The organism is Serratia sp. CY81684 (genome assembly GCF_052166595.1).
In the GTDB taxonomy this organism is placed as follows: Bacteria; Pseudomonadota; Gammaproteobacteria; order Enterobacterales; family Enterobacteriaceae; genus Serratia; species Serratia nematodiphila.
In genome coordinates, this window is sequence record NZ_JBJNOO010000001.1 from 723,197 (window position 1) to 743,870 (window position 20,674).

Genomic DNA, 20,674 nt, shown 5'->3' on the forward strand with positions numbered 1-20,674 from the left:
CCGCCGTTTTGGCGCTTACAGCCAGCCTGATTTCTTCAGCTTCTGATACAGGAAAATACAGCCGACGGCGGTCGCCCCCAGCGTGGCGTGATAGGCCCACGGGAATTTCAACTCCGGCATGTCGGCGAAGTTCATCCCGTACAGGCTGAAGATCACCGTCGGGATAGCCAAAATCGCCCCCCAACCCGCCAGCCGTTTCACCACTTCGTTCTGTTTGACCGTCACCAGCGCCAGATTGACGTGCATGGCGTTGGTCAGCATTTCGCGCATGTCGTCGATGTTGCTGACCACCTGATGCGCGTGATCCTGCACGTCGCGCACGTAGGCGCGCAGCTCTTTCGGGATCACCTCTTCGTGCAGACGGATCAGCTGGTTGCAGATTTCATCCATCGGCAGCGCGGCGTTGCGCAGCGCCAGCAGGTGGCGGCGCAGAGTATAGACGTTCTCGATCGCCGCCTGATCGAACTCCGACTGAAACATGTTGGCTTCGATGTTCTCGATGGTGCTCTCGAAGCGCGTTACCACGCTGCGGTAGTTATCCACCACGAAGTCCAACACCGAATAGAGGGCGAAGCCCGGCCCGCGGCACATCTGCTTGTGGTTCTCTTCCGCCTTGGCGCGGATCGGCGCGTAGCTGGGTGAGGCGCCGTGGCGCACCGTCACCAGAAAGTTTTTGCCGACGAAGAAGTGGGTTTCGCCGTATTCGATTTCGTCGTGCTCGCCCCACTGCGCGGTTTTCACCACGATGAACAGCGAGTCGCCGTAGGTCTCCAGCTTCGGCCGCTGGTGCGCACACAGCGCGTCTTCGATCGCCAAATCGTGCAGGCCGAACTCCTCCTGCACCTTGCGCATAAACGCCGGTTCCGGCTGCCGCAACCCCAGCCAGACGAAGGTGTCCGGTTGTTTGACCACCTCGCTGATATCGTCGATGGTCACTTCGCCCAGCCGTTGGCCGGCTTTGTACGCCACACAGTTCACCACCATGCTTTTGCTGTCCATCTGTCCATCCATCAATCAGTCAGGGTTTTGGTAAGAAAATAGCACTCATGTTCCACCGGATACTCTTTCAGCGTCATTTGCAGCTGATAGCCGAGCTTTTCGTAGAACGGTCGCGCCTGGAAGCTGAAGGTGTCGAGACGGGCGTAGCGGCAGCCGCGCGCCTGCGCCTCGTGCTCGGCGGCGCGCATCAGCCGGCAGCCGAGGCCGCTGCCGCGCTGGGTATCCGCCACCCACAGCCACTCGACGCTCAGCCAGTTGCCCCAGGTTTCGGCGGTCAGCCCGCCGATCACCGTGCCGGCCTCGTCGCGCGCATAGACGCTGAGCGGCTTGCGGTGGCTGGCGTCGATATGCGGCAGGTTGTAAGCGCGCAGGCCTTGCCTGATCGCATCGAGGGTATGTTCGTCAATCGCGTCGGTAACGGTAATGTCCATTTTTCCTCCTGGGTTATGGATTAACTTAAGCACACTGCGGCTAAAAGGCAACCCGTTGAAATGTAATGTAAACACCCATTACGACGGGCTGGGCTACACTAAACGGGTCATTTCATCTTCAGGAGGACGCCATGCCCCGATTGACTCTGCTGGCCGGTTTGCTGCTGTGCAGCGGCCTGCTGCACGCCGCGCCGACGGTCAGCCAATTGCAGGACGGCCTGGAACACCCATGGTCGCTGGCCTTCTTGCCGGCGGAACAAGGCCTGCTTATCACCGAACGGCCCGGCCGGCTGCGGCTGTGGCTGCAGGGCAAGGGCCTGTCGCCGCCGATCGCCGGCGTGCCGCAGGTCTACGCCGAGGGGCAGGGCGGCCTGCTGGAGGTGTTGCCGGCCCCCGACTTCAGCGCCAGTCGCCGGGTATATCTCAGCTTCGCCGAACCGGGCGAGGGCGGCAAAGCCGGCACGGCGGTCGGCTATGGCCGCCTGAGCGACGACGGCGCGCGGCTGGAAAACTTTAAGGTGATCTTCCGTCAGCAACCCAAGCTGTCGGTCGGCAATCACTTTGGCGGCAAGCTGGCGTTCGATCTGCAGGGCTACCTGTTTATCGCGCTGGGCGAAAACAACCAGCGGCCGACGGCGCAGGAGACTGACAAACTGCAGGGCAAGCTGGTGCGGCTGACCGCCGAGGGCGCGGTACCGCCGGACAACCCCTGGGTCGGCCAGGCAGGTAAACGCCCGGAGGTTTGGTCTTATGGCCACCGCAATCCGCAAGGGTTGGCGCTGAACCCGTGGAGCGGCGCGATCTGGGAACATGAACACGGTCCGCGCGGCGGCGATGAGCTCAATATCCCGCTGCCGGGTAAAAACTACGGCTGGCCGCTGGCCACCTATGGCATCAACTATTCCGGCCAGCCGATCCCGGAGGCCAAAGGAGAACGGGTGCCCGGCACCGAACAGCCGCTGCACTATTGGCGGGTTTCGCCCGGCCTCAGCGGCATGGCGTTTTATGACGGGCAGCGTTTCCCCGCCTGGCGGCACTCGCTGTTCATCGGCGCACTGGCGCAAAAGGCACTGATTCGCCTGACGCTGGAGGGGGACAAAGTGGTGGCGGAAGAGCGGCTGCTGGGCGATCGCGGCGAACGCATTCGCGAGGTGCGCAGCGGGCCGGACGGCTACCTGTATCTGCTGACGGACGAACGGGACGGCAAGCTGCTGAAGGTCGGGGCGTCGTAGCGCCCCGCATCGATTAGGTGAGCGCGCTCATTACGCCGCGCTGGTAGGCCGGGCGAGCGCGCAGTTGCTGATACCAGCGCTCCATGTTCGGTCGCGGGCGGCGGGCGATCGGCATTTCGAACCAGGCGTAGGCGAAGCTGCCGAGCGGGATATCGCCGAAGCCGAACGCGTCGCCGGAGAGGTAAGGCTGGTGCGCCAGCGTCTGTTCAATGACGTCGAAGTGTTTTTCCAGCGTGGCGATCGCCGCTTCGATTTTCGCCATGTCGCGCAACTCTGGCGCGGTGCGGATCAGGCCCCAAAAGACGATGGTGAAGGCCGGAACGATGGTCGAAGTGGTCCAGTCCATCCATTTCTCGGCGGCGGCGCGCGCCTGCAGATCTTGCGGATAGAACGTCGCGTCGCCGAATTTCGCCGCCAGGTAGCGCACGATGGTGTTGGACTCCCACAGCACGAAGTCATCGTCCTGCAGCAGCGGCACCAGGCCGTTCGGGTTCAGCGCGCGGTAACTCTCTTCGTTGACCTTGCCAAACGCCCCGCCGGCGTTGATGTGGGTATAGCTCAGCCCCAGTTCGGCGGCGCACCACAGCACCTTCCTGACGTTGTTCGAATTCTCACGACCCCAAATGGTCAGCATGGGATAACTCCGTTAGCGGATTAAAGACCCTTAATACCTACGCCACAATGCGCTTTTTGTCACACCGCAGGGCATTTTTTGTCTGCCGCTCAACGCTCCCAGCGGCACACTTCCCAGCCGTGCTCCGCCGCCAGCGCGCTCAGTTCGCTGTCGGGATTGATCACCGTGGCGCTGTCGACGAATTGCAGCATCGCCTTGTCGTTGAGAGAGTCGCTGTAGCCGTGGCTGTGCTCGAACTTCAGGTGCGGGTGCTGCGCCAGCCAGTGCTGCAGGCGGATCACCTTGCCCTGTTGATAGGTCATGGTGCCGTAGGTGTTGCCGGTGAAGCGGCCGTCGCTGATTTCCACGCCGATCGCCAGCGCATCGTCGGCGCCGAGCTGTTCGGCGATCGGCGCCACCAGGTGTTCGCCGGTGGCGGAGATCACCAGAATGCAGTCGCCGCGTTCGCGGTGCCACTGCAGGCGTTCACGGGCGGCGGGATAGACGCGCGGCAGGATGTCGCGCCGGATGTAACGCTGCACCCAGCCGGCCACGGTTTGCACGCTCAGGCCGGTTAGCGGCGCCAGCGTGGCCTGCATGTAGTCCTCCATCGACAGCTTGCCCTGATAATAGAGCTGCATCAGCTGCTGCTCCTGCAGTTCCAGCTCCGCCGGCGCGAACCCCTGGCCGACCAGCCAGCGGATCCACAGGCTGGCGCTGTCATCGTCAATCAGGGTTTCATCCAGGTCGAATAAGGCTAAATCCATCAGTATTTCTCCGGCAGGCAGGGTATGAGGTCGTTTACAGGATAGCGGATTGCGCACGTCGCCAGCCAGCGGCGTCGGCGAAATTGCGCAGAGCATAAGAAACATTGATGACGGTTTTGCGACAGTTTGTTGAACGTTTGCATAACTTAGAACGCAACAATATTGGCCGTCCCGGCAAGCGCGGTGGTAACTATGGGGCAAATGCAGCCACCCGCTGGGGAGGGTCAATGTTGATTATTCGCCTGTACGGCAGCCCGATCGTAATCGGGGAAGAAGAGGAACCGCATGATGACGCACCTGACGACGCTGAAGACGTTGCCGCTGCTGGATCTTTCGCAGCTTGACGGCGATGCGCGCCGGCGGCGCGCTTTTCTTGACGATTTGCGCGCGGCGGCGCGCGACGTCGGTTTCTTCTATCTGCGCGGTCACGGCGTGGATGGCGCGTTGAATGCGCGGTTGCAGCACGCCGCGCGACAATTTTTCGCCCTGCCGGAAGCCGACAAGCTGGCGGTGCAGATGGTGCATTCGCCGCACTTTCGCGGTTACAACCGGGCGGCGGCGGAACTCACGCGCGGGCAGCCTGACTGGCGCGAGCAGTTCGATATCGGCGCCGAACGCCCGGCGCTGACGCTGGCTGACGACACGCCGCGCTGGGCGCGTCTGCAGGGGCCAAACCAGTGGCCGGCGGCGCTGCCGGTGCTGAAACCGCTGCTGCTGGAGTGGCAACAGGCGATGACCGCCATGTCGCTGCGGCTGCTGCGCGCTTTCGCGTTGGCACTTTCGCTGCCGGAGCAGGCTTTCGATCGCTTATACGGCGAGAAGCCCAACGAGCACATCAAACTGATCCGCTACCCGGGGCGGGACGCCACCGCTAGCGCACAGGGCGTCGGCGCGCACAAGGACTCCGGTTTTCTCAGCTTCCTGCTGCAGGACGCGCAAAAAGGGCTGCAGGTGGAGGTCAGCGAGGGGCAATGGATAGACGCGCAGCCGCGTGAAGATACCTTCGTAGTGAACATCGGCGAGCTGCTGGAGCTGGCGACCAACGGCTATCTGCGTGCCACGGTGCACCGGGTGGAAACGCCGCCGGCGGGGAGTGACAGATTATCGATCGCGTTCTTCCTCGGCGCGCGTCTGGACGCGGTGGTGCCGCTGTATCAACTGCCGCCGCAGCTGGCGGCGCAGGCGCGCGGCCCGGCCAGCGATCCGCTCAACCCGCTGCTGCGCGATGTCGGTTACAACTACCTGAAAGGCCGCATCCGCTCTCACCCCGATGTGGCACACCGTTTTTATCAGGACGTCATCGGCCTCTGAACGCCGGGCGTAAAAAAGCCCGGCGCGTCGGCCGGGCTGATCGTGCGCTGATGCGGCGATTATTCCGCCAGCGCCTGCTGCAGATCGGCGATCAGATCTTCCACATCCTCAATCCCCACCGACAGGCGCACCAGCTGCGGCGTGATGCCGGTTGCCAGGCGCTGTTCCAGCGGAATGGAGGCGTGCGTCATGCTGAACGGCTGGCTGATCAGGCTTTCCACGCCGCCCAGGCTTTCCGCCAGGGTGAACAGGCGCGAACGCTGGATGACCCGGCGCGCATAGGCGTCGTCGCCTTTCAGCCGTACCGAGATCATGCCGCCGAAGCGCGTCATCTGGCGCGCCGCCAGCTCGTGCTGCGGGTGGCTCGGCAGACCGGGATAGTAGACGTTTTCCACCTGCGGCTGGCTCTCCAGCCACTGGGCGATGCGCAGCGCGCTGTCGCTGTGGCGCTGCATGCGCAGCGCCAGGGTGCGGATGCCGCGCAGCGTCAGGAAGCTGCTGAACGGATCGAGAATACCGCCGACCGCGTTTTGCAGGAAACCGAGCTGTTCCGCCAGCGCCGGGTTATCGCCCACCGCCGCGACGCCGGCCACTACGTCGGAGTGGCCGTTGAGGTATTTGGTGGCGGAGTGCACCACTACGTCAAAGCCCAGATCCAGCGGGCGTTGCAGATACGGCGAGGCGAAGGTGTTGTCCGCCACGCTGATGAGCCGGTGCTTTTTGGCGATCGCGGCGATGGCGCTCAGATCCGCCAGCTTAAGCAGCGGGTTGGTCGGCGTTTCCACCCAGATCATTTTGGTGTCCGGCTCGATCGCCTGTTCCAATCCGGCGAGATCCGCCGGCGCCACGTAGGTGACGCGCAGGCCGGCGGTGCGGCTGCGCACTTTTTCCAGCAGGCGATAGGTGCCACCGTACAGGTCGTCCACCGCGATCAGGTGGCTGTCTTTATCGAGCAGCTCCAGCACCGTGGAGCAGGCCGCCAGGCCGGAGGCGAAGGCGTAACCGCGGCTGCCGCCTTCCAGTTCGGCGATGGCGCTTTCCAGCGCGGTGCGCGTCGGGTTGGCGCTGCGGGAGTATTCATAGCCGGTATGTTCGCCCGGCGCCGGTTGGGCGTAGGTGGAGGTGGCGTAAATCGCCGGCATTACTGCGCCGGTCGCGTCCGGGGTGTAACCGGCGTGAACGGTCAACGTATCAAACTTGGCCATAATGGGTCCTTATTAACGTAATTTTTGGCGCCAGGCGTTAAGCACGTCTGTGCGGGTAATCAGGCCGAGGAAGCGCTCGCCGTCGAGCACCACCGCGACGTGGCCATGGTTGAAGGTGGCCTGTAATTCCTCGTAGCCGGCTTCCTTTTGCAGCGTATGAACCTGTTTGGTCATCGCGCTGCCGGCCGGCAGGCTGAAGTGGGCGGCGTCGGCCTGGACGGCGTTCAGCAGATCCCACTCATCGATCAAACCGACCACCCGATCGCCTTCCAGCACCGGTAGCTGCGAGATGTCGTACAGCCGCATGCGGGCGTGCACGATCGCCAACGTGTCGTCCGGCGCGGCGGAAACGGCGGCGCCCTCGTCGTGGCGGTAGGCGATCAGATCGCGCAGATCGCCGTGCTGTGGCTTGCTCAGCAGACCCTGCTCCAGCATCCAGTGGTCGTTATACATTTTAGACAGGTATTTGTTGCCGCTGTCGCAGACGAAGGTCACTACCCGCTTGGGTTCGGTCTGTGCGCGGCAGTAACGCAATGCGGCGGCCAGCAGGGTGCCGGTGGACGATCCCGCCAGTACGCCTTCCTTGCGCAGCAGCTCGCGCGCGGTGGTGAAGGCTTCGGCGTCGCCGATGCGGTAAGCATTGCGCACCTGGTCAAAGTCGCTGAGCGGCGGGACGAAGTCTTCGCCGATACCTTCCACCAGCCAACTGCCGGCTTCGCCGATATGGCCGTGGTCGAGATAGTCCGCCAGAATAGAGCCGGCAGGGTCAGCCAGCACGAATTCCGTCTGCGGCGAAACCTCGGCGAAATAGCGGCTCAGCCCGCCCAGCGTGCCGCCGGAACCGACGCCGACCACGATGGCGTCCACGTCATGCTCCATCTGCCGCCACAGTTCGGGCGCCGTGGTGGTGGTATGGGCCGCCGGGTTGGCCGGATTATTGAACTGGTCGATATAAAAAGCGCCGGGGATCTCTTCCGCCAGGCGTTTGGCGTAATCCTGGTAGTAAGCCGGATGCCCTTTGCCGACGTCCGAACGGGTCAGCAGCACTTCCACCCCCAGCGCGCGCAGGTGGAAGATCTTCTCGCGGCTCATCTTGTCCGGCACTACCAGCAGCAGCTTATAGCCTTTCAATGCCGCCACCAGCGCCAACCCCAGGCCGGTATTGCCGGCAGTGGCTTCGATGATGGTGCCGCCCGGCTGCAGTTTGCCATCGCGCTCGGCCTGCTCGATCATCGACAGCGCCACGCGGTCTTTGATCGAACCGCCGGGATTTTGGTTCTCCAGCTTGACGAACAGCCGGCATGGGCCGGTATCGAACTGGGTCAGTTCCAGCATCGGGGTATTGCCAATCATCTCGATGACGGAATGGGGGATCGCCATGACTCATCTCCAGGATTATTCGGTATAAAAGTCGTTGTGCGGATGATAGCGCTGAGGATAAGCGCTTTAAAAAGAACAAATAGCGGTTCTATATGCCATTATGGAATATATTAATCTTTTTTGGACGTATGGATGCGCAGATGTTTAGCGGTGCAGATGCTTGGCCGTGTAGCCGTGGGTAGATGCGAAAATGCGCGTCACGATGCTTTTTTGAACGATAAGTGCGTGCCTGCGTACAGTTATGTAAAAATGCTGAAAATTCACGCTAAACCCTGCAAAAATAAGATAAATCACATAAACTCACAGCAAGGGCATTTTCGGTGCGTTGCGTTACCCATTACGGGCGCCGCAGGGGGTTGCGGCCGGCACGCGCGCACCGGGCCACTCTCGCTGGTTGGCTTAAAACGTGAACATGTTTGAAAGTTAACGCTATTTCAATGGTTTTGAATGGACACTCTGGCGACGTCATGATGAAAAAAAACTTATCCACTTCCCTGAAAAAACTGACCTTCAGCGTAGGCATCCTGTTGCTGGCCGCCCCGGCCGTGCACGCGGCCGAGCCGCCGGCGCCGCCGCAGGTAGACGCCAAGGCCTTCATTCTGATGGATTACAACAGCGGTAAGGTGCTGACCGAAGGCAATGCCGATACGCGTCTCGATCCCGCCAGCCTGACCAAGATCATGTCCAGCTACGTGATCGGCCAGGCGATCAAGGCCGGCAAAATCAAGCCGGAAGACATGGTCACCGTCGGCAAAGACGCCTGGGCGCCCGGTAACCCGGCGCTGCGCGGCTCTTCGCTGATGTTCATCAAGCCGGGCGATCAGGTGCCGGTGCTGGAACTGAATAAAGGCATCGTGATCCAGTCCGGCAACGACGCCAGCATCGCGCTGGCGGACTACGTGGCGGGCAGCCAGGATTCGTTCGTCGGCCTGATGAACAACTACGCAAAATCTCTGGGGCTGCAGAATACCCACTTCCTGACGGTGCACGGTCTGGATGCGGAAGGGCAGTACAGCACCGCGCGCGACATGGCGCTGCTGAGCCAGGCGTTGATCCGCGACGTGCCGGACGAATACGCGCTGCATAAAGAGAAAGAGTTCACCTTTAACAAGATCCGCCAGATTAACCGCAACCGTCTGCTGTGGAGCAGCAACCTGAACGTCGACGGCATCAAGACCGGTTACACCAGCGGCGCCGGCCACAACCTGGTGGCGTCCGCCACCGACGGCTCGATGCGTCTGATCTCGGTGGTCTTAGGCGCGCCGAGCGATCGCGTGCGCTTTAGCGAAAGCGAAAAGCTGCTGACCTGGGGCTTCCGCTTCTATGAAACCGCGACGCCGATCAAGGCCGATAAGCCGTTCGTCACCCAGAAAGTGTGGTTCGGCGACGTCAGCGAAGTGCCGCTCGGCGTGGCGAAAGACGCCTCGGTCACCATTCCGAAAGGGCAGATGAAAAACCTGAAGGCCAGCTACAAGCTGACCCAACCGACGCTGGAAGCGCCGCTGGCGAAAAACCAGGTGGTCGGCACCATCGATTTCCAGCTGGACGGCAAAACCATCGAGCAGCACCCGCTGGTGGCGATGCAAGAGGTGAAAGAGGGCAACTTCTTCAGCCGCATCTGGGATATGGTGATGATGAAGCTGAGCCAGTGGTTCGGCGGGATCTTCGGCTGAATGCCCTGACACCGCTGCCGCATCGTCGCATGCGGTTCCTGAAAAAGCCGCAACCTTCCGTTGCGGCTTTTTCATTTTCAGCATCCGTGGCGTTTCAGAAATAGTCCACCAGCATGGTGGCGCCGCTGGAGAAGTCACCTTCCGCCAGGGTGACGGCGCTGTTTTTCACCGGCACCGCATCAAGCGTCGGCGGATTGGCGTAATCGATGTTCAGCGGCGTATTGATGGCGAAAGCCTTGCCGTTGGCCAGCAGTTTGATGCCCAGCCCATTGACGCTGCTGTTCAACACGCTGCTGTCAAAGGCCGCCGCGCTGCCCATGATCTTCATTTTCAGCTGGCGGCTGTTATCCAGAAACTCACACTTGATGCTGTAATCGATGCGTTGCATATAGCGATTACCGTCGATACGTTTGATGCCGACTTTGCCAAAGTCGATATCGATAGTGCGCCCGTCGTTGATCACGCAAGGCGGAGGCGCCACCACGGTGGCGGTGATACTGACCTTGGTGCCCTGGTCGGCGGCCTGGGGGGCGGCGCTGATCACACCCAGCGTAAACAGCAGAGCGCAACGCATTTTCCTCGTCATGTTCATTCTGGCTCCCGTCTCAAGGTGCGCTGAAGATCAGCGTGGCCGAGCCTGACATCGGACCGGTGGCGATGCCGGTGTAAGGCACATTGTTCTTCACTGGCACAAAGGTGACGGTGTCGTTGCCCAGCCCGTTGACGATGCGCGTTCTGAACGTATTGTTGGGTTTCACCACCGCGCCATTGTGCACCATGGCTACGCCGACATTAGGATTGGAGGTCTTGATGAAATCGCTGGAGAAGCCGCTGGCATCGCTGACCATGCGAACCAAAATGTCTTGTGTCGCGCTCTGATCGTCACACCGGTAGCTGAGCGCCTTGTCCTGTTTGATTTGGGCGTCGCTGGCGCTCTGCGTGAGAAAGTCCTGGCGGATCTGACCGAAGTCGACGTTAATCTGCTGGCCGTTGTTGATAGTGCAACTGGTGGTGACGAAGTAGGCGTCGTTGTCGGCGATCAGGCGCCACCGGTAAGGCCCACATTTTGGGCAACCTGACTGGTCATTTTTTTGTTCAAAGTTGATTTGGCCGATGACGTCGCCCTTGTTCACCTTGATATCCTGCGTCGGCGAACGGTTGAGCACGATGTAAACCCTGATGGAAATGCTGGCACTGTTTAGGCCGGTAATCGTCATCACCTGGATACCTGATTGGATCGGGGATAAGTAGTCGGTGCCGTTGATTGTCATACCGTTGGCAAGCGTACCGAAAATGGCAGTGTTCATCGTCAACGCCGGGCTGCCGGTGAGTAAAATATCTTTCCAGTTGGCGACGTCGTTTTTACAGGTCACCTGGCTGACGTTGACGATTTCATTTTTCCCGATGGACAATTCAGGGCCTATCTTTACCCTGACGTCGACCGGCGTCATTGAACCACCCTGACCAATGTTCCCGCCGTCGGAGGTTTTACAGGTAAATGCATTGGCGTTACCAATGAGGACGAAAAAAGATAATGCCAGGCAGTGTTGTAAAAATAGGATGGTTGTTTTTCTCACAATAATATCCCGATTATATAGTGTCATTTGGCTGGGTGCCGCCACGAAATAGGGCTAATTAGGCTGGCTGTGCCGGCGTTATTCCGTTAAATGAGAATAAGGCGCATCTATTCCTGGTATTTCCTTGTTGTCGGTTGGCAGTAGGGCGGTGGGGTACCACCTCAACGAGTTGTTGATGGAACCGTCCGTTACGAGCACTTCTTGTTTGGCGACGAGTTCCAACAGCAGTAGCCGGGCGCGGTAAACGCCGACGTTGACGGCGTTGGCCAGTTGCCGGGTAGACAACCACAGATGCTGAGGTGGCAGTCCGGTGTCGGGACATTGACGGGGCGACTGCGCGAATAATGTTTGCAGCAGATCGTGCTGCAATTGCCGTATTTCCTTTTGTTTTGGAGATAACGCTTCCATAGCACTTCCTCTGTATTTCGATTGCTGTATTCCTAAGAAAAAACAAAGTTTCACTGCCTACCAATAACGAGGTAAATCGCGAATCAAGAAAAATCCTATCTATTTATCAGGATTGAAAAAAAGGGGTTTCCCACTCCGTTTCTACCTGTTTGCAGGCTGGGAGAGTGTCACGCAGAAACCTAAAGTTTTGGTTTATTATATTCACAAAGAGCGGCTTTGCGATCTGATTAATTGTGAAACAGAGAAAAACAGGATATTGCACTATAAAAGTATTTTTTACGATCTATGAGCCTAAAAATAACACTAAATTAACTTTAATTAGGAAATAAATTGCGAATGTTCGTCTTGATCAAAAAAAGACTTTTTTTGCTGGTGGGCATTTGCCAGAATATTCACCGCCAGACAAGAAGGGCGGATTAGAAAGTATTGGTCTCTGCTTGTTGTGATTTCGTTTATTTTTATATGACGAATTCATTAATGGGTAGACCGCTGCAGACTTGCCGTTATCGACGTATCCATTGTCGGTTTCTTTGGTTTTGGCAGTTAACCAACCAGCAAGATGCTAAAGAATCAGGGCTGCGCATATATAAGCGCGAGCAGATTTCCTGTTGCTCTTTTTCTTGATTGGAATATGCATTTTTTCTTATAAGGAATATAGGTTCTATGAAACTTAACAAAATCATGATGGCTGCAGTGATTGCATTTGGCGCAAGTTCTTTTGCACAGGCAGCCGATCAGGGACACGGTAAAGTGACCTTCACGGGTTCTATTATTGATGCGCCATGCTCTATTGCACCCGAGTCGATCGATCAGACCGTAGATCTGGGCCAGGTTTCTAACGTGGCGTTGAAAAACGGCGGCAAATCCAACCCGCGTCCGTTTGAAATCAAGCTGGAGCAGTGTGATACCACTACGCTGAAAACCGTTAAAACCACCTTCAGCGGCATTGCGTCGTCAACCAACAAAGATCTGTTGGGTATCGCGGGGACCGCCAGCGGCGCTGGCGTAGCAATCACTTATGGCGGCCAGCCGATCAAACTGGGTCAGGCGACTGCGGCACAGACGCTGAATACTGGCAACAACAGCCTGAACTTCGCCGCTTACCTGCAGGGTGAAGGCGCTTCCGCAGCCATCGTTCCGGGCGATTTCACCGCCGTAGCCGACTTCACTCTGGCTTATCAGTAAGTGAGACCGCAGGCTTAATCAACCAGGCATGGGGCACGCCGCATGCCTGGTGACTCTCTGTGTCAAAGGAATGTCGCGATGTTTTTTTCAAGGAATCGGGCGGGTGCCGTTCTTTTGGCGTCGTTGGCGTTTGCGCCCGGCAGTGCAATTTCCGCCGCACAGGGGTGGGGCAAAGTCAGCATGCACGGCGCCATTATCGACACGGCCTGCGCCATTGCCGCCGGCAGCCGCGATCAGACAATCGATATGGACACGCTTCCTATCGGACAGATCATTCGTGACGGCCAGGGAATGACTAAACCTTTCAGTATTGAATTGGTTAATTGCATTTTGGAACGTCCGGAAAACAAGCCTGATTGGAAATTCTTTCAGGTCACGTTTGATGGTTTGGCGGAAGGCGCTTTGTTTGGCGTACAGGGCGATGCGCGCGGCATCGCATTGAAGATAAAAGACAGCCGCGGCAGGCCGGTTATTCCAGGGGAGCCGTTGCCGATGGAGGGAATAATACCGGGCAACCGAGTGCTGAATTATTCCATGACGTTAATGCCGAATCACCAGCCGTTGAAGGTGGGAGCGTATTTTTCCACAGTGCGTTTTAAGCTGGATTATTTTTGATTTTTTTTCGTACTGACGGTTAATTCGTTATTGAAAGGACTTTATTATGCTTTCACCGGCAGGGAAGTTATTTCGTCTTCAGGCCTTGGGGCTCTGTGTCGCCCTTTCTCTGGGAAATCCGATCGCGTTGGTTTATGCCGCCGACGTTATTCAATTCAATACTGACGTCTTGGACATCAACGATCGTAAAAATATCGATCTGAGCCAATTTACGCGCAGCGGCTACATCATGCCGGGCGTTTATACCATGGTGGTGCACGTCAATAAGAACGATCTGCCGGAACAGCCGGTGACGTTTATGGCGCCCGAGAACGATCCTAAAGGCAGCGAAGCCTGTCTTTCGCCGGAGTTGGTCAACCAACTGGGGCTGAAAGAAAAACTGTTAAGTACGCTGAACTGGACGCACGGCGGCCGTTGCCTTGACGCCTCCAGCCTGGCAGGGATGGAAGCCCGCGGCGATCTTGCCAGCTCCTCGCTGTACCTCAACATTCCTCAGGCCTATCTGGAATACAGCTCGGAAAACTGGGACCCGCCTTCGCGCTGGGATGACGGTATTCCCGGGCTGCTGTTTGACTATAACGTCAATGCTCAAACACAAAAACATCAGAAAGGCGGCAGCAGTTACAGCCTGAGCGGCAACGGCACCGGCGGCGCCAATCTGGGCGCCTGGCGTCTACGCGCCGACTGGCAGGCTAATCTCAGCCATCAGACCGGTTCTTCTCAGTCGACCGACAAACAGTTCGACTGGAGCCGCTATTACGCCTACCGGGCTATTCCGGCGCTGCGCTCGCGGCTGACGATGGGGGAGGATTATCTGAACTCCGACATTTTCGACAGCCTGCGCTTTACCGGCGTCAGTCTGCGATCCGACGACAGCATGTTGCCGCCCAACCTGCGCGGCTATGCGCCGGAAGTGACGGGCGTGGCGAAAACCAACGCCAAGGTGGTGGTCAGCCAACAGGGGCGCGTGCTGTATGAGACGCAGGTGGCGGCGGGGCCATTCCGCATTCAGGACATCAACGACGCGGTTTCCGGCGAGCTGGACGTACGCGTCGAAGAGCAAGACGGCAGCGTGCAGGCGTTCAAGATGAATACCGCCAACATCCCTTATCTGACGCGACCGGGTACGGTGCGTTACAAGCTGGCGACGGGCAAGCCGTCGGAGTGGGGGCATCACCTGCGCGGGCCGATGTTCGGCACCGGTGAGTTCTCCTGGGGCATCAGCAACGGCTGGTCGCTGTACGGCGGGGGCATCGCCGGCGGCGATTACAACGCGCTGTCGCTGGGGATCGGGCGCGATCTGATGGCGCTGGGGGCGTTGTCGTTCGATGCCACGCAGTCGCGTGCGCGCTTGCCGCAGGAGGGCGCTCTGACCGGTGGTTCGTACCGGTTGAGCTATTCGAAGAACTTCGACCAGTACGACAGCCAGATCACCTTCGCCGGCTACCGCTTCTCCCAGGAGGACTTCATGAGCATGGGGGACTACCTCGATGCGCGTTACGAAGGGGGACGCAGCGGCAAGAGCAAGGAGATGTACACCATCACCTTCAACAAACAGTTCCGCGATCTGGGGCTCAGCACCTATCTCAACTACAGCCACCAAACCTACTGGGATCGGGCGCCGAACGATCGTTACAACCTGATGGTATCGCGCTACTTCGATATCGGCGATTTCAAGAACGTCAGCGTATCGCTGTCGGCCTATCGCAACCGTTACAACGAGCGCAATGACGACGGGATGTACCTGTCGCTGTCGCTGCCCTGGGGCAGCGCCGGGACGCTCAGTTACAACATGACGCTCGATCGCGAAGAGAACGCCCATCGGGTCGGTTACTACAACCGGGTCGATGAACACAACAACTATCAGATCAGCGCCGGCGCAGCGCGCAGCGGGGCGACGGCCAGCGGCTATTACAGCCATCAGGGCGATATGGCGCAGATCAACGCCAACGCCAGCTACCAGGCCGGCCGTTACAGCGCTGTCGGCATCGGCGCGCAGGGCGGCCTGACGATGGCGGCGGAAGGGGCGGTGCTGCACCGGGTCAATACGCCGGGCGGCACGCGCTTGCTGCTGGATACCGAAGGCGTCGCCGGCGTGCCGGTGCGCGGCTACGGCAGTACGGTGCTGACCAACCGTTACGGCAAAGCGGTGGTGGCGGATGTAAACAGCTACTACCGCAATAAGGCCAGCATCGATCTCAATAGCCTGAGCGACAACGTCGAGGCGACGCGTTCCGTGGTGCAGGCCACGTTGACCGAGGGGGCCATCGGCTACCGCAAGTTCGAGGTGATTGCCGGAGAGAAGGCGATGGCGATCGTCAAACTGGCGGACGGCAGTGAGCCGCCGTTCGGCGCCACGGTGCTGAATGCCCGCAAACAGGAGACCGGCATCATCAATGACGGCGGCAGCGTTTACCTGTCCGGCCTCAACCCCGGCGAGCGCATGCGCGTGCATTGGAACGGCGCGGCGCAGTGTGAAATCCAGCTGCCGGCGCCGCTGCCGGCCGAAATGCTGATGAACACGCTGCTGCTGCCTTGCCGTCCTCTTGCCGGCAACAAGCCGGCGGCTGACGCCAACTGACTTACACCCGGCGGAGTGCGCTCCGCCGCTAAACCGCCGGGGCGGGATTGCCCGCCTTCGGCCGACTGGAACCGTGAAGACATGATGAATCTGACTATGACCAGAAAGACCGTTTCCCTTGTGGGCCCGCTCGCCGCCGCATTGACGCTCGGCGCGGTCGGCCTGCCCGCTCAGGCGGCTATCGCGCTGGATCGCACGCGCGTGATTTTCGACGGCGACCTGAAAACGGTCAGTCTCAACATCAGTAACCAGAACAAACAGTTGCCGTATTTGGCGCAGGGATGGATCGAAGACGATCGCGGCAACAAGATCCAAAGCCCCTTCACCGTGCTGCCGCCGGTGCAGCGGGTGGAGCCGGGCAAACCGAGCCAGGTGAAGATCCAGTCGCTGCCGGCGGCGCGTCAGCTGCCGCAGGACCGGGAGACGCTGTATTACTTCAACCTGCGGGAAATCCCGCCGCGCAGCAATAAGCCGAACACGCTGCAGATAGCGTTGCAGACCCGCATCAAAATGTTTTATCGCCCGGCGGCGCTCGCCCCGAAGAAGAACGCGGCGCCGTGGCAGGAGCAACTGACGCTGACCCGGCAGGGTGACAAGTATGTGGTGAACAACCCGACCCCTTATTACGTGACGATCGTTGAGGCGAGTGCCGGCAAGGGCGGCAAAGGGGCGGCCGGCTTTGAACCGTTGATGGTGGCGCCGAAGGCCAGCGCCCCGCTGAACGTGCCCGCCGCGAGCCTCGGCAACGCGCCGTCGCTGGCGTACATCAACGATTACGGCGGGCGGCCGCAGTTGAACTTCCGCTGCGCCGGCAGTGCCTGCCTGGTCGTGCCGGTCGCCAAATGACGAGCCGCGCGCAAGCAGGGAAGACCGAGTCATGAACACAGCGGAGTGAACGAATCATGCAACGAAAGATCCCCATGCTGTTGGGAAAGGCCTATGAACGTCATCAGCGACGCACTATCGGCCTGACGGTGTTGGCCGCGCTGATGGTGCCGCTGACGGCGGGCACGATGCTGATGCTGATGCCGCCGGCCCGCGCGGTGGACAACTGGGACGTGGAGGGGGCGAACGGCACGCTCCACGTCTACGGCGCGTTGACGGAAAGCGCCTGCAGCCTGGAAATGACCACCGCTCGTCAGGAAGTGTGGTTGGGTGAGACGGGAACGGCGCACTTCCAGCGCCCGGGCGATCGCGGCACGCCGGTGGCGTTCGAGCTGACGCTGAAAGACTGTCTGCGGGCGCCGGCGAGCAACCGCGACGCCTGGACCGGTGTGCTGGCCTGGAGCGGCAGCCAGCCTGCGGTGTCCGTGGCGTTTGCCGCGCCGACGGATGACGACGCGCCGGGGTTGGTCAGGGTTGCCGGCGTCACCGGGTTGGGGTTGCAGCTGGCGGATGCCAGCGGCCAGCCTGTGCGCCTCGGCGCGCGTAACAAACCGGTATTGCTGACGCCGGGACAAAACACCCTGACGTATACGGTGACGCCGGTGCGCACCCCGGCGACGCTGAGCGCCGGCGCTTACCGTGCGGCGATCGATTTCCGGCTTTACTACGACTAATACGCCGCTTGCGCCCGGTCGGCGCAAGCACAACCAAAGGGAGTGGCGTCATGCGCGCGACAGAGACGAACCGGCGCCGGAGCGCGCTGTTGGGGGCTGGCATGGTCATGGCGGCCGGCATAATGGCGCAGTCGGCGACTGCGGCGGAAAACATGCGCTTTCACGGCACGCTGGTGGCCGAGCCGTGCGTCATTCAGCCAGGGGATGAGGACATTCCGCTGGATTTCGGCACCATCGTCGACAAATACCTGTATCTGAACACCCGCTCCCACAGTCAAACCTTTGCGTTGCACCTGACCGAGTGCGATCTCAGCCTGGGCAATACGGTGGCTATCACGTTTACCGGCACCGAGAACGCCAAACTGCCCGGCCTGTTGGCATTGGATGCCGGCAGCCTGGCGTCGGGGATCGGCATCGGGCTGGAAGATAGCAGCGGCAAGGCGCTGCCGCTCAATCGCGCCAGCGATAAATTCCGCCTGAGTGCCGGCAACACCACGCTTACGCTGCAGGCCTATGTGCAAGGGGAACCGGAGGCTATCCAGACGAAGTCCATCGGCCGCGGCACCTTCATCGCGGTGGCCACTTTTACGTTGGAATACGAATAAGCGTCTACAAGGACAAGAAACGCAATGATGAGAAAGCACGTCAATCACGCCCTGCGCATGGGGCTGCTGTGCCTGTTGGCGTTGAGCGCCGCCGCTTGCCAAAGCCAAAAGTCGGGCAAGCCCGCCGTGAACACTAAAAATCAGGTTGTGCAACCTCCGTCAGAAGAGGCTTTGCGCAAGCAGCGTGAGGCCGAACAGCTGCAGCAGTGCCAGCAGCAACTGGGCGCATTGCGCGCGATCGACGAGAAACAGTATCAGCGCTATAAGCAGGCCTTCGACAGCCTGATGAGCGGCGCCTCGCAGTACGCCAGCCTGCGCGCCCGGGTAAACGGCGACACGCAGGAGACGGTGGATGCGCTGTATCGCTACAAGGTCAACTATCTGTGCGCCGGGGTGAATCAGGCGGTGTTGACCGGCTTGGCGGATCGTGGGGAGCAGATTAAATGAGGCTGCGCCTGCTGGGCTGCGTTGCTCTGCTGTTCACCGGCGTCGCGCTGGCGGACGACGGCGTGCCGGCGCTGCTGCAGTTTGCCGAGCAGTATCAACGGCAAAACATCGTGCCGACGAACGAAAAAGCGGCGCCGGCCGAACGCGAGTCGGGGCAAAAAAAGCGTGAACCCGCGAAGCGCCCGTCGGACAACAATAAGCCAGCCTCACCGGCCAAAGCTTTTACGCTGACCCAGGAATTATTGGCGCGTGACCAACAGCTGGCGCGCCAGCGAATGGAACTGACGATGTTGCGCCAGGAACTCGCCGCGCTACGGGCGGAGAAAGTGACGTCATCCGTCGCGACTTTGCCCGATTCGTCAACGCTGCAAAAGTGGATCGCCGGGTTGGGCGCCGCCTGGCGCGGTTCGCCCGATGCGCAGCGCGCCGAAGCGCTGCTGCGTCAGGCGACGCAGGAAACCGCCCAAAGCAGAGCGACGGCGGCGCAGGCCGAACGGCGCGTCACCGAACTTGAGTCTGCCGCGCAGGCATCGGCACAGACGCTTGCACAACGCCAACGCGAGCACCAGGAGGCGTTGCACGCTCTGCGCGCCGCGTTGGAAGAAAGCGAGCAGAAGCGGGCCGGTGAGCAGAAGGCGACTCAGCAGGCGCGCGAAGACCTGCTGGCGTTGCGTAAGCGGCTGCAATGGGAGATGACGCCGGAGCAGTTGAAGGATGATCGCAAGCGTCTGTCCTATGCGGCGGGCAGTGCGCTGGGGCGGGACATTCAGGGGGTAGTGGCGGAGCGTCAAAGTTGGGGCGTACCGGTGGATCGCGACAGCCTGTTGGCGGGTGTCATCGATAGCGTCTCGGGGCGTTTGCGGCTGCCGCCGGATGAACTGAATGCGCTGACGGCGCAGGCGGATGCCAACGCCGTAGCCGCGCGTGAGAAACGCGTTAACGAACAGCGGCGGCGTGATGAAGATTATCTGGCGCAGTTCAGTCAACAAAAGGGCGTAAAACAATCGGCGATGGGCTTTTGGTATCGGGTGGATTACGCCGGAGAGGGCGCGCTGGCGCCAACGGCGGTGGTCGATGTGGTCGTGAAGGAGAAATTGACCGACGGCACGGTGATCCAGGATATGGAACTGAGCGGCAAGGTGCTGTCGCAACCGTTGTCCGAGTATCCGCCGCTGTTTCGGGAGGCGATAAGCCACCTGCACAACCACGGATCGCTGACGATGGTCGTGCCGCCGGCGCTGGCCTACGGCGAAACCGGCTATCCGCCGAAAGTGCCACCCAACGCCACCATGATTTATGAATTACGCATCGACAACAGTCAGGCGCCGGCAAAGGGTGCTCAGGCGGTTAAATGGGAAACCGGAACGGCGGGGAGGCAGGGATGAACACGATGATAAAAATCGCGCTATTTGATGAAAACCGTTACTTCAGCGCCGGTTGGCAGGAGGCCCTGGCGCTGCATTTCAGCACTTACGGCAAGCGTACGCTGTTACTGGACGCGCAGCAGGTTCACGAAGCCGATCTGGTGTTCTGCTATTTTCCTCCCGGCGTGCAAAGCTGCTTTTGTCACTTCTTTGAGGCGCAGACCGCAGGGCGCAAAACGCTGTATTTCTCGTTGCGGACGCCGGAGGGGCGGCATAAACGCACCGTCGGCATCCGCTGCTCGCTGGAGGCCGGCGTCATTTACCACGATACGCCGCTGGTATCGGCATTGTATCAGGTGAGCGCCGAACTGGAGCGGCGCAGCAAATGGCCGAACCGGCCGGGTTGTGGCAGGAACTGCATATGCCAGCACCGTGGCCTGACGCTGCGCGAACAGGAGATCATGCGCTGTATGACGCGCGAGATGGGGGTGACGCAAATCGCCCGAATGCTGGACATCAGCGTGAAAACCGTCAGCAACCACAAGATGAGCGTGATGCGCAAAATGGGATTCCGGCGTAATGCCGAACTTTACGGTTGGCTGCGGCACAGCGCCCGTCCCGGGGCTGTGGGGCCTCGCGCGGGCATTCAGGTGGGCGTTGCGGCAGGAAAGGATCGCTATTGAAACGGCGCCGGCCAAGTCAGACCGGCCGGCGCCTTTAGT

The 20,674-nt window shown here is 60.2% G+C and carries 22 protein-coding genes; 13 read left to right on the plus strand and 9 right to left on the minus strand.

Annotation, left to right across the window (positions count from 1 at the left end; genetic code table 11):
• Positions 1-15: 15 nt before the first annotated feature.
• Together ACJ8QF_RS03530 and ACJ8QF_RS03535 are read right to left on the minus strand one after the other, a co-directional pair.
• Positions 16-999: a magnesium and cobalt transport protein CorA gene (locus ACJ8QF_RS03530; protein WP_015377262.1), complete on the minus strand. Its 984-nt coding sequence runs from the start codon at positions 997-999 to the stop codon at positions 16-18.
• Positions 1,000-1,010: 11 nt separating this feature from the next.
• A complete protein-coding gene (locus ACJ8QF_RS03535) occupies positions 1,011-1,430 on the minus strand; it encodes a GNAT family N-acetyltransferase (RefSeq protein ID WP_442537265.1) in 420 nt (139 codons plus the stop codon).
• A gap of 131 nt (positions 1,431-1,561) precedes the next feature.
• On the opposite strand from ACJ8QF_RS03535, the gene ACJ8QF_RS03540 reads away from it, so the two are divergent.
• Positions 1,562-2,662, plus strand: coding sequence for a PQQ-dependent sugar dehydrogenase (locus tag ACJ8QF_RS03540; RefSeq protein ID WP_442537266.1), 1,101 nt, complete (start codon positions 1,562-1,564; stop codon positions 2,660-2,662).
• 13 nt (positions 2,663-2,675) lie between these two features.
• On the opposite strand, the gene ACJ8QF_RS03545 is transcribed toward ACJ8QF_RS03540, so the two are convergent.
• Both ACJ8QF_RS03545 and ACJ8QF_RS03550 read right to left on the minus strand, forming a co-directional pair.
• Positions 2,676-3,296 (minus strand): glutathione S-transferase family protein, encoded by a 621-nt coding sequence (locus tag ACJ8QF_RS03545; RefSeq protein WP_004938761.1) that lies wholly within the window; start codon positions 3,294-3,296, stop codon positions 2,676-2,678.
• 89 nt (positions 3,297-3,385) lie between these two features.
• Positions 3,386-4,042, minus strand: a complete 657-nt coding sequence (locus ACJ8QF_RS03550) for an HAD family hydrolase (protein ID WP_004938759.1) — start codon at positions 4,040-4,042, stop codon at positions 3,386-3,388.
• Positions 4,043-4,149: 107 nt separating this feature from the next.
• Between ACJ8QF_RS03550 and ACJ8QF_RS03555 the strand changes: the two genes are divergently transcribed.
• Both ACJ8QF_RS03555 and ACJ8QF_RS03560 read left to right on the plus strand, forming a co-directional pair.
• The gene (locus ACJ8QF_RS03555) at positions 4,150-4,386 is read left to right on the plus strand and encodes a hypothetical protein (RefSeq protein WP_171402702.1); all 237 of its coding nucleotides are present in this window, start codon (positions 4,150-4,152) and stop codon (positions 4,384-4,386) included.
• Positions 4,331-5,353 (plus strand): isopenicillin N synthase family dioxygenase, encoded by a 1,023-nt coding sequence (locus tag ACJ8QF_RS03560; RefSeq protein ID WP_442537414.1) that lies wholly within the window; start codon positions 4,331-4,333, stop codon positions 5,351-5,353. Before ACJ8QF_RS03555 ends, ACJ8QF_RS03560 begins: the two co-directional genes overlap by 56 nt.
• A gap of 59 nt (positions 5,354-5,412) precedes the next feature.
• Here ACJ8QF_RS03560 and ACJ8QF_RS03565 read toward each other — a convergent pair whose 3' ends face one another.
• Both ACJ8QF_RS03565 and ACJ8QF_RS03570 read right to left on the minus strand, forming a co-directional pair.
• Positions 5,413-6,558 carry a trans-sulfuration enzyme family protein gene (locus tag ACJ8QF_RS03565; RefSeq protein WP_004938751.1) on the minus strand — a complete coding sequence of 382 codons (1,146 nt, stop codon included), beginning with the start codon at positions 6,556-6,558 and terminating at the stop codon, positions 5,413-5,415.
• A 12-nt stretch (positions 6,559-6,570) separates the two neighbouring features.
• The gene (locus tag ACJ8QF_RS03570; RefSeq protein ID WP_049187417.1) at positions 6,571-7,938 is read right to left on the minus strand and encodes a pyridoxal-phosphate dependent enzyme; all 1,368 of its coding nucleotides are present in this window, start codon (positions 7,936-7,938) and stop codon (positions 6,571-6,573) included.
• A gap of 467 nt (positions 7,939-8,405) precedes the next feature.
• Here ACJ8QF_RS03570 and ACJ8QF_RS03575 point away from each other — a divergent pair, with 467 nt between their 5' ends.
• Positions 8,406-9,611, plus strand: coding sequence for a serine hydrolase (locus ACJ8QF_RS03575; RefSeq protein ID WP_049187419.1), 1,206 nt, complete (start codon positions 8,406-8,408; stop codon positions 9,609-9,611).
• 94 nt (positions 9,612-9,705) lie between these two features.
• Here ACJ8QF_RS03575 and ACJ8QF_RS03580 read toward each other — a convergent pair whose 3' ends face one another.
• From ACJ8QF_RS03580 to ACJ8QF_RS03590, 3 genes are all read right to left on the minus strand, one after another.
• Positions 9,706-10,197: a fimbrial protein gene (locus ACJ8QF_RS03580; protein WP_239664290.1), complete on the minus strand. Its 492-nt coding sequence runs from the start codon at positions 10,195-10,197 to the stop codon at positions 9,706-9,708.
• 19 nt (positions 10,198-10,216) lie between these two features.
• Positions 10,217-11,023: a fimbrial protein gene (locus ACJ8QF_RS03585; RefSeq protein WP_442537415.1), complete on the minus strand. Its 807-nt coding sequence runs from the start codon at positions 11,021-11,023 to the stop codon at positions 10,217-10,219.
• Positions 11,024-11,266: 243 nt separating this feature from the next.
• Positions 11,267-11,596 carry a hypothetical protein gene (locus ACJ8QF_RS03590; RefSeq protein ID WP_049187424.1) on the minus strand — a complete coding sequence of 110 codons (330 nt, stop codon included), beginning with the start codon at positions 11,594-11,596 and terminating at the stop codon, positions 11,267-11,269.
• A 663-nt stretch (positions 11,597-12,259) separates the two neighbouring features.
• Here ACJ8QF_RS03590 and ACJ8QF_RS03595 point away from each other — a divergent pair.
• The 9 genes from ACJ8QF_RS03595 (at position 12,260) to ACJ8QF_RS03635 (ending at position 20,635) form a co-directional block, all read left to right on the plus strand.
• Positions 12,260-12,781, plus strand: coding sequence for a fimbrial protein (locus tag ACJ8QF_RS03595; protein WP_004938731.1), 522 nt, complete (start codon positions 12,260-12,262; stop codon positions 12,779-12,781).
• 78 nt (positions 12,782-12,859) lie between these two features.
• The gene (locus ACJ8QF_RS03600) at positions 12,860-13,396 is read left to right on the plus strand and encodes a fimbrial protein (RefSeq protein ID WP_004938729.1); all 537 of its coding nucleotides are present in this window, start codon (positions 12,860-12,862) and stop codon (positions 13,394-13,396) included.
• Positions 13,397-13,442: 46 nt separating this feature from the next.
• Positions 13,443-15,977: an outer membrane usher protein gene (locus ACJ8QF_RS03605; RefSeq protein ID WP_280630726.1), complete on the plus strand. Its 2,535-nt coding sequence runs from the start codon at positions 13,443-13,445 to the stop codon at positions 15,975-15,977.
• A gap of 81 nt (positions 15,978-16,058) precedes the next feature.
• A complete protein-coding gene (locus ACJ8QF_RS03610; protein ID WP_442537267.1) occupies positions 16,059-16,823 on the plus strand; it encodes a fimbria/pilus periplasmic chaperone in 765 nt (254 codons plus the stop codon).
• 74 nt (positions 16,824-16,897) lie between these two features.
• Positions 16,898-17,536, plus strand: a complete 639-nt coding sequence (locus tag ACJ8QF_RS03615) for a fimbrial protein (RefSeq protein ID WP_004938721.1) — start codon at positions 16,898-16,900, stop codon at positions 17,534-17,536.
• A 50-nt stretch (positions 17,537-17,586) separates the two neighbouring features.
• A complete protein-coding gene (locus tag ACJ8QF_RS03620) occupies positions 17,587-18,141 on the plus strand; it encodes a fimbrial protein (RefSeq protein WP_442537268.1) in 555 nt (184 codons plus the stop codon).
• A gap of 24 nt (positions 18,142-18,165) precedes the next feature.
• Entirely contained in the window at positions 18,166-18,588 is a 423-nt protein-coding gene (locus ACJ8QF_RS03625; RefSeq protein ID WP_033645816.1) for a hypothetical protein, read from the plus strand.
• Positions 18,585-19,973: an FKBP-type peptidyl-prolyl cis-trans isomerase N-terminal domain-containing protein gene (locus ACJ8QF_RS03630; protein WP_049187431.1), complete on the plus strand. Its 1,389-nt coding sequence runs from the start codon at positions 18,585-18,587 to the stop codon at positions 19,971-19,973. Before ACJ8QF_RS03625 ends, ACJ8QF_RS03630 begins: the two co-directional genes overlap by 4 nt.
• Complete coding sequence (locus tag ACJ8QF_RS03635) at positions 19,970-20,635, plus strand: helix-turn-helix domain-containing protein (RefSeq protein WP_049187433.1); 666 nt, start codon at positions 19,970-19,972, stop codon at positions 20,633-20,635. Before ACJ8QF_RS03630 ends, ACJ8QF_RS03635 begins: the two co-directional genes overlap by 4 nt.
• The last annotated feature ends 39 nt before the right edge of the window (positions 20,636-20,674 follow it).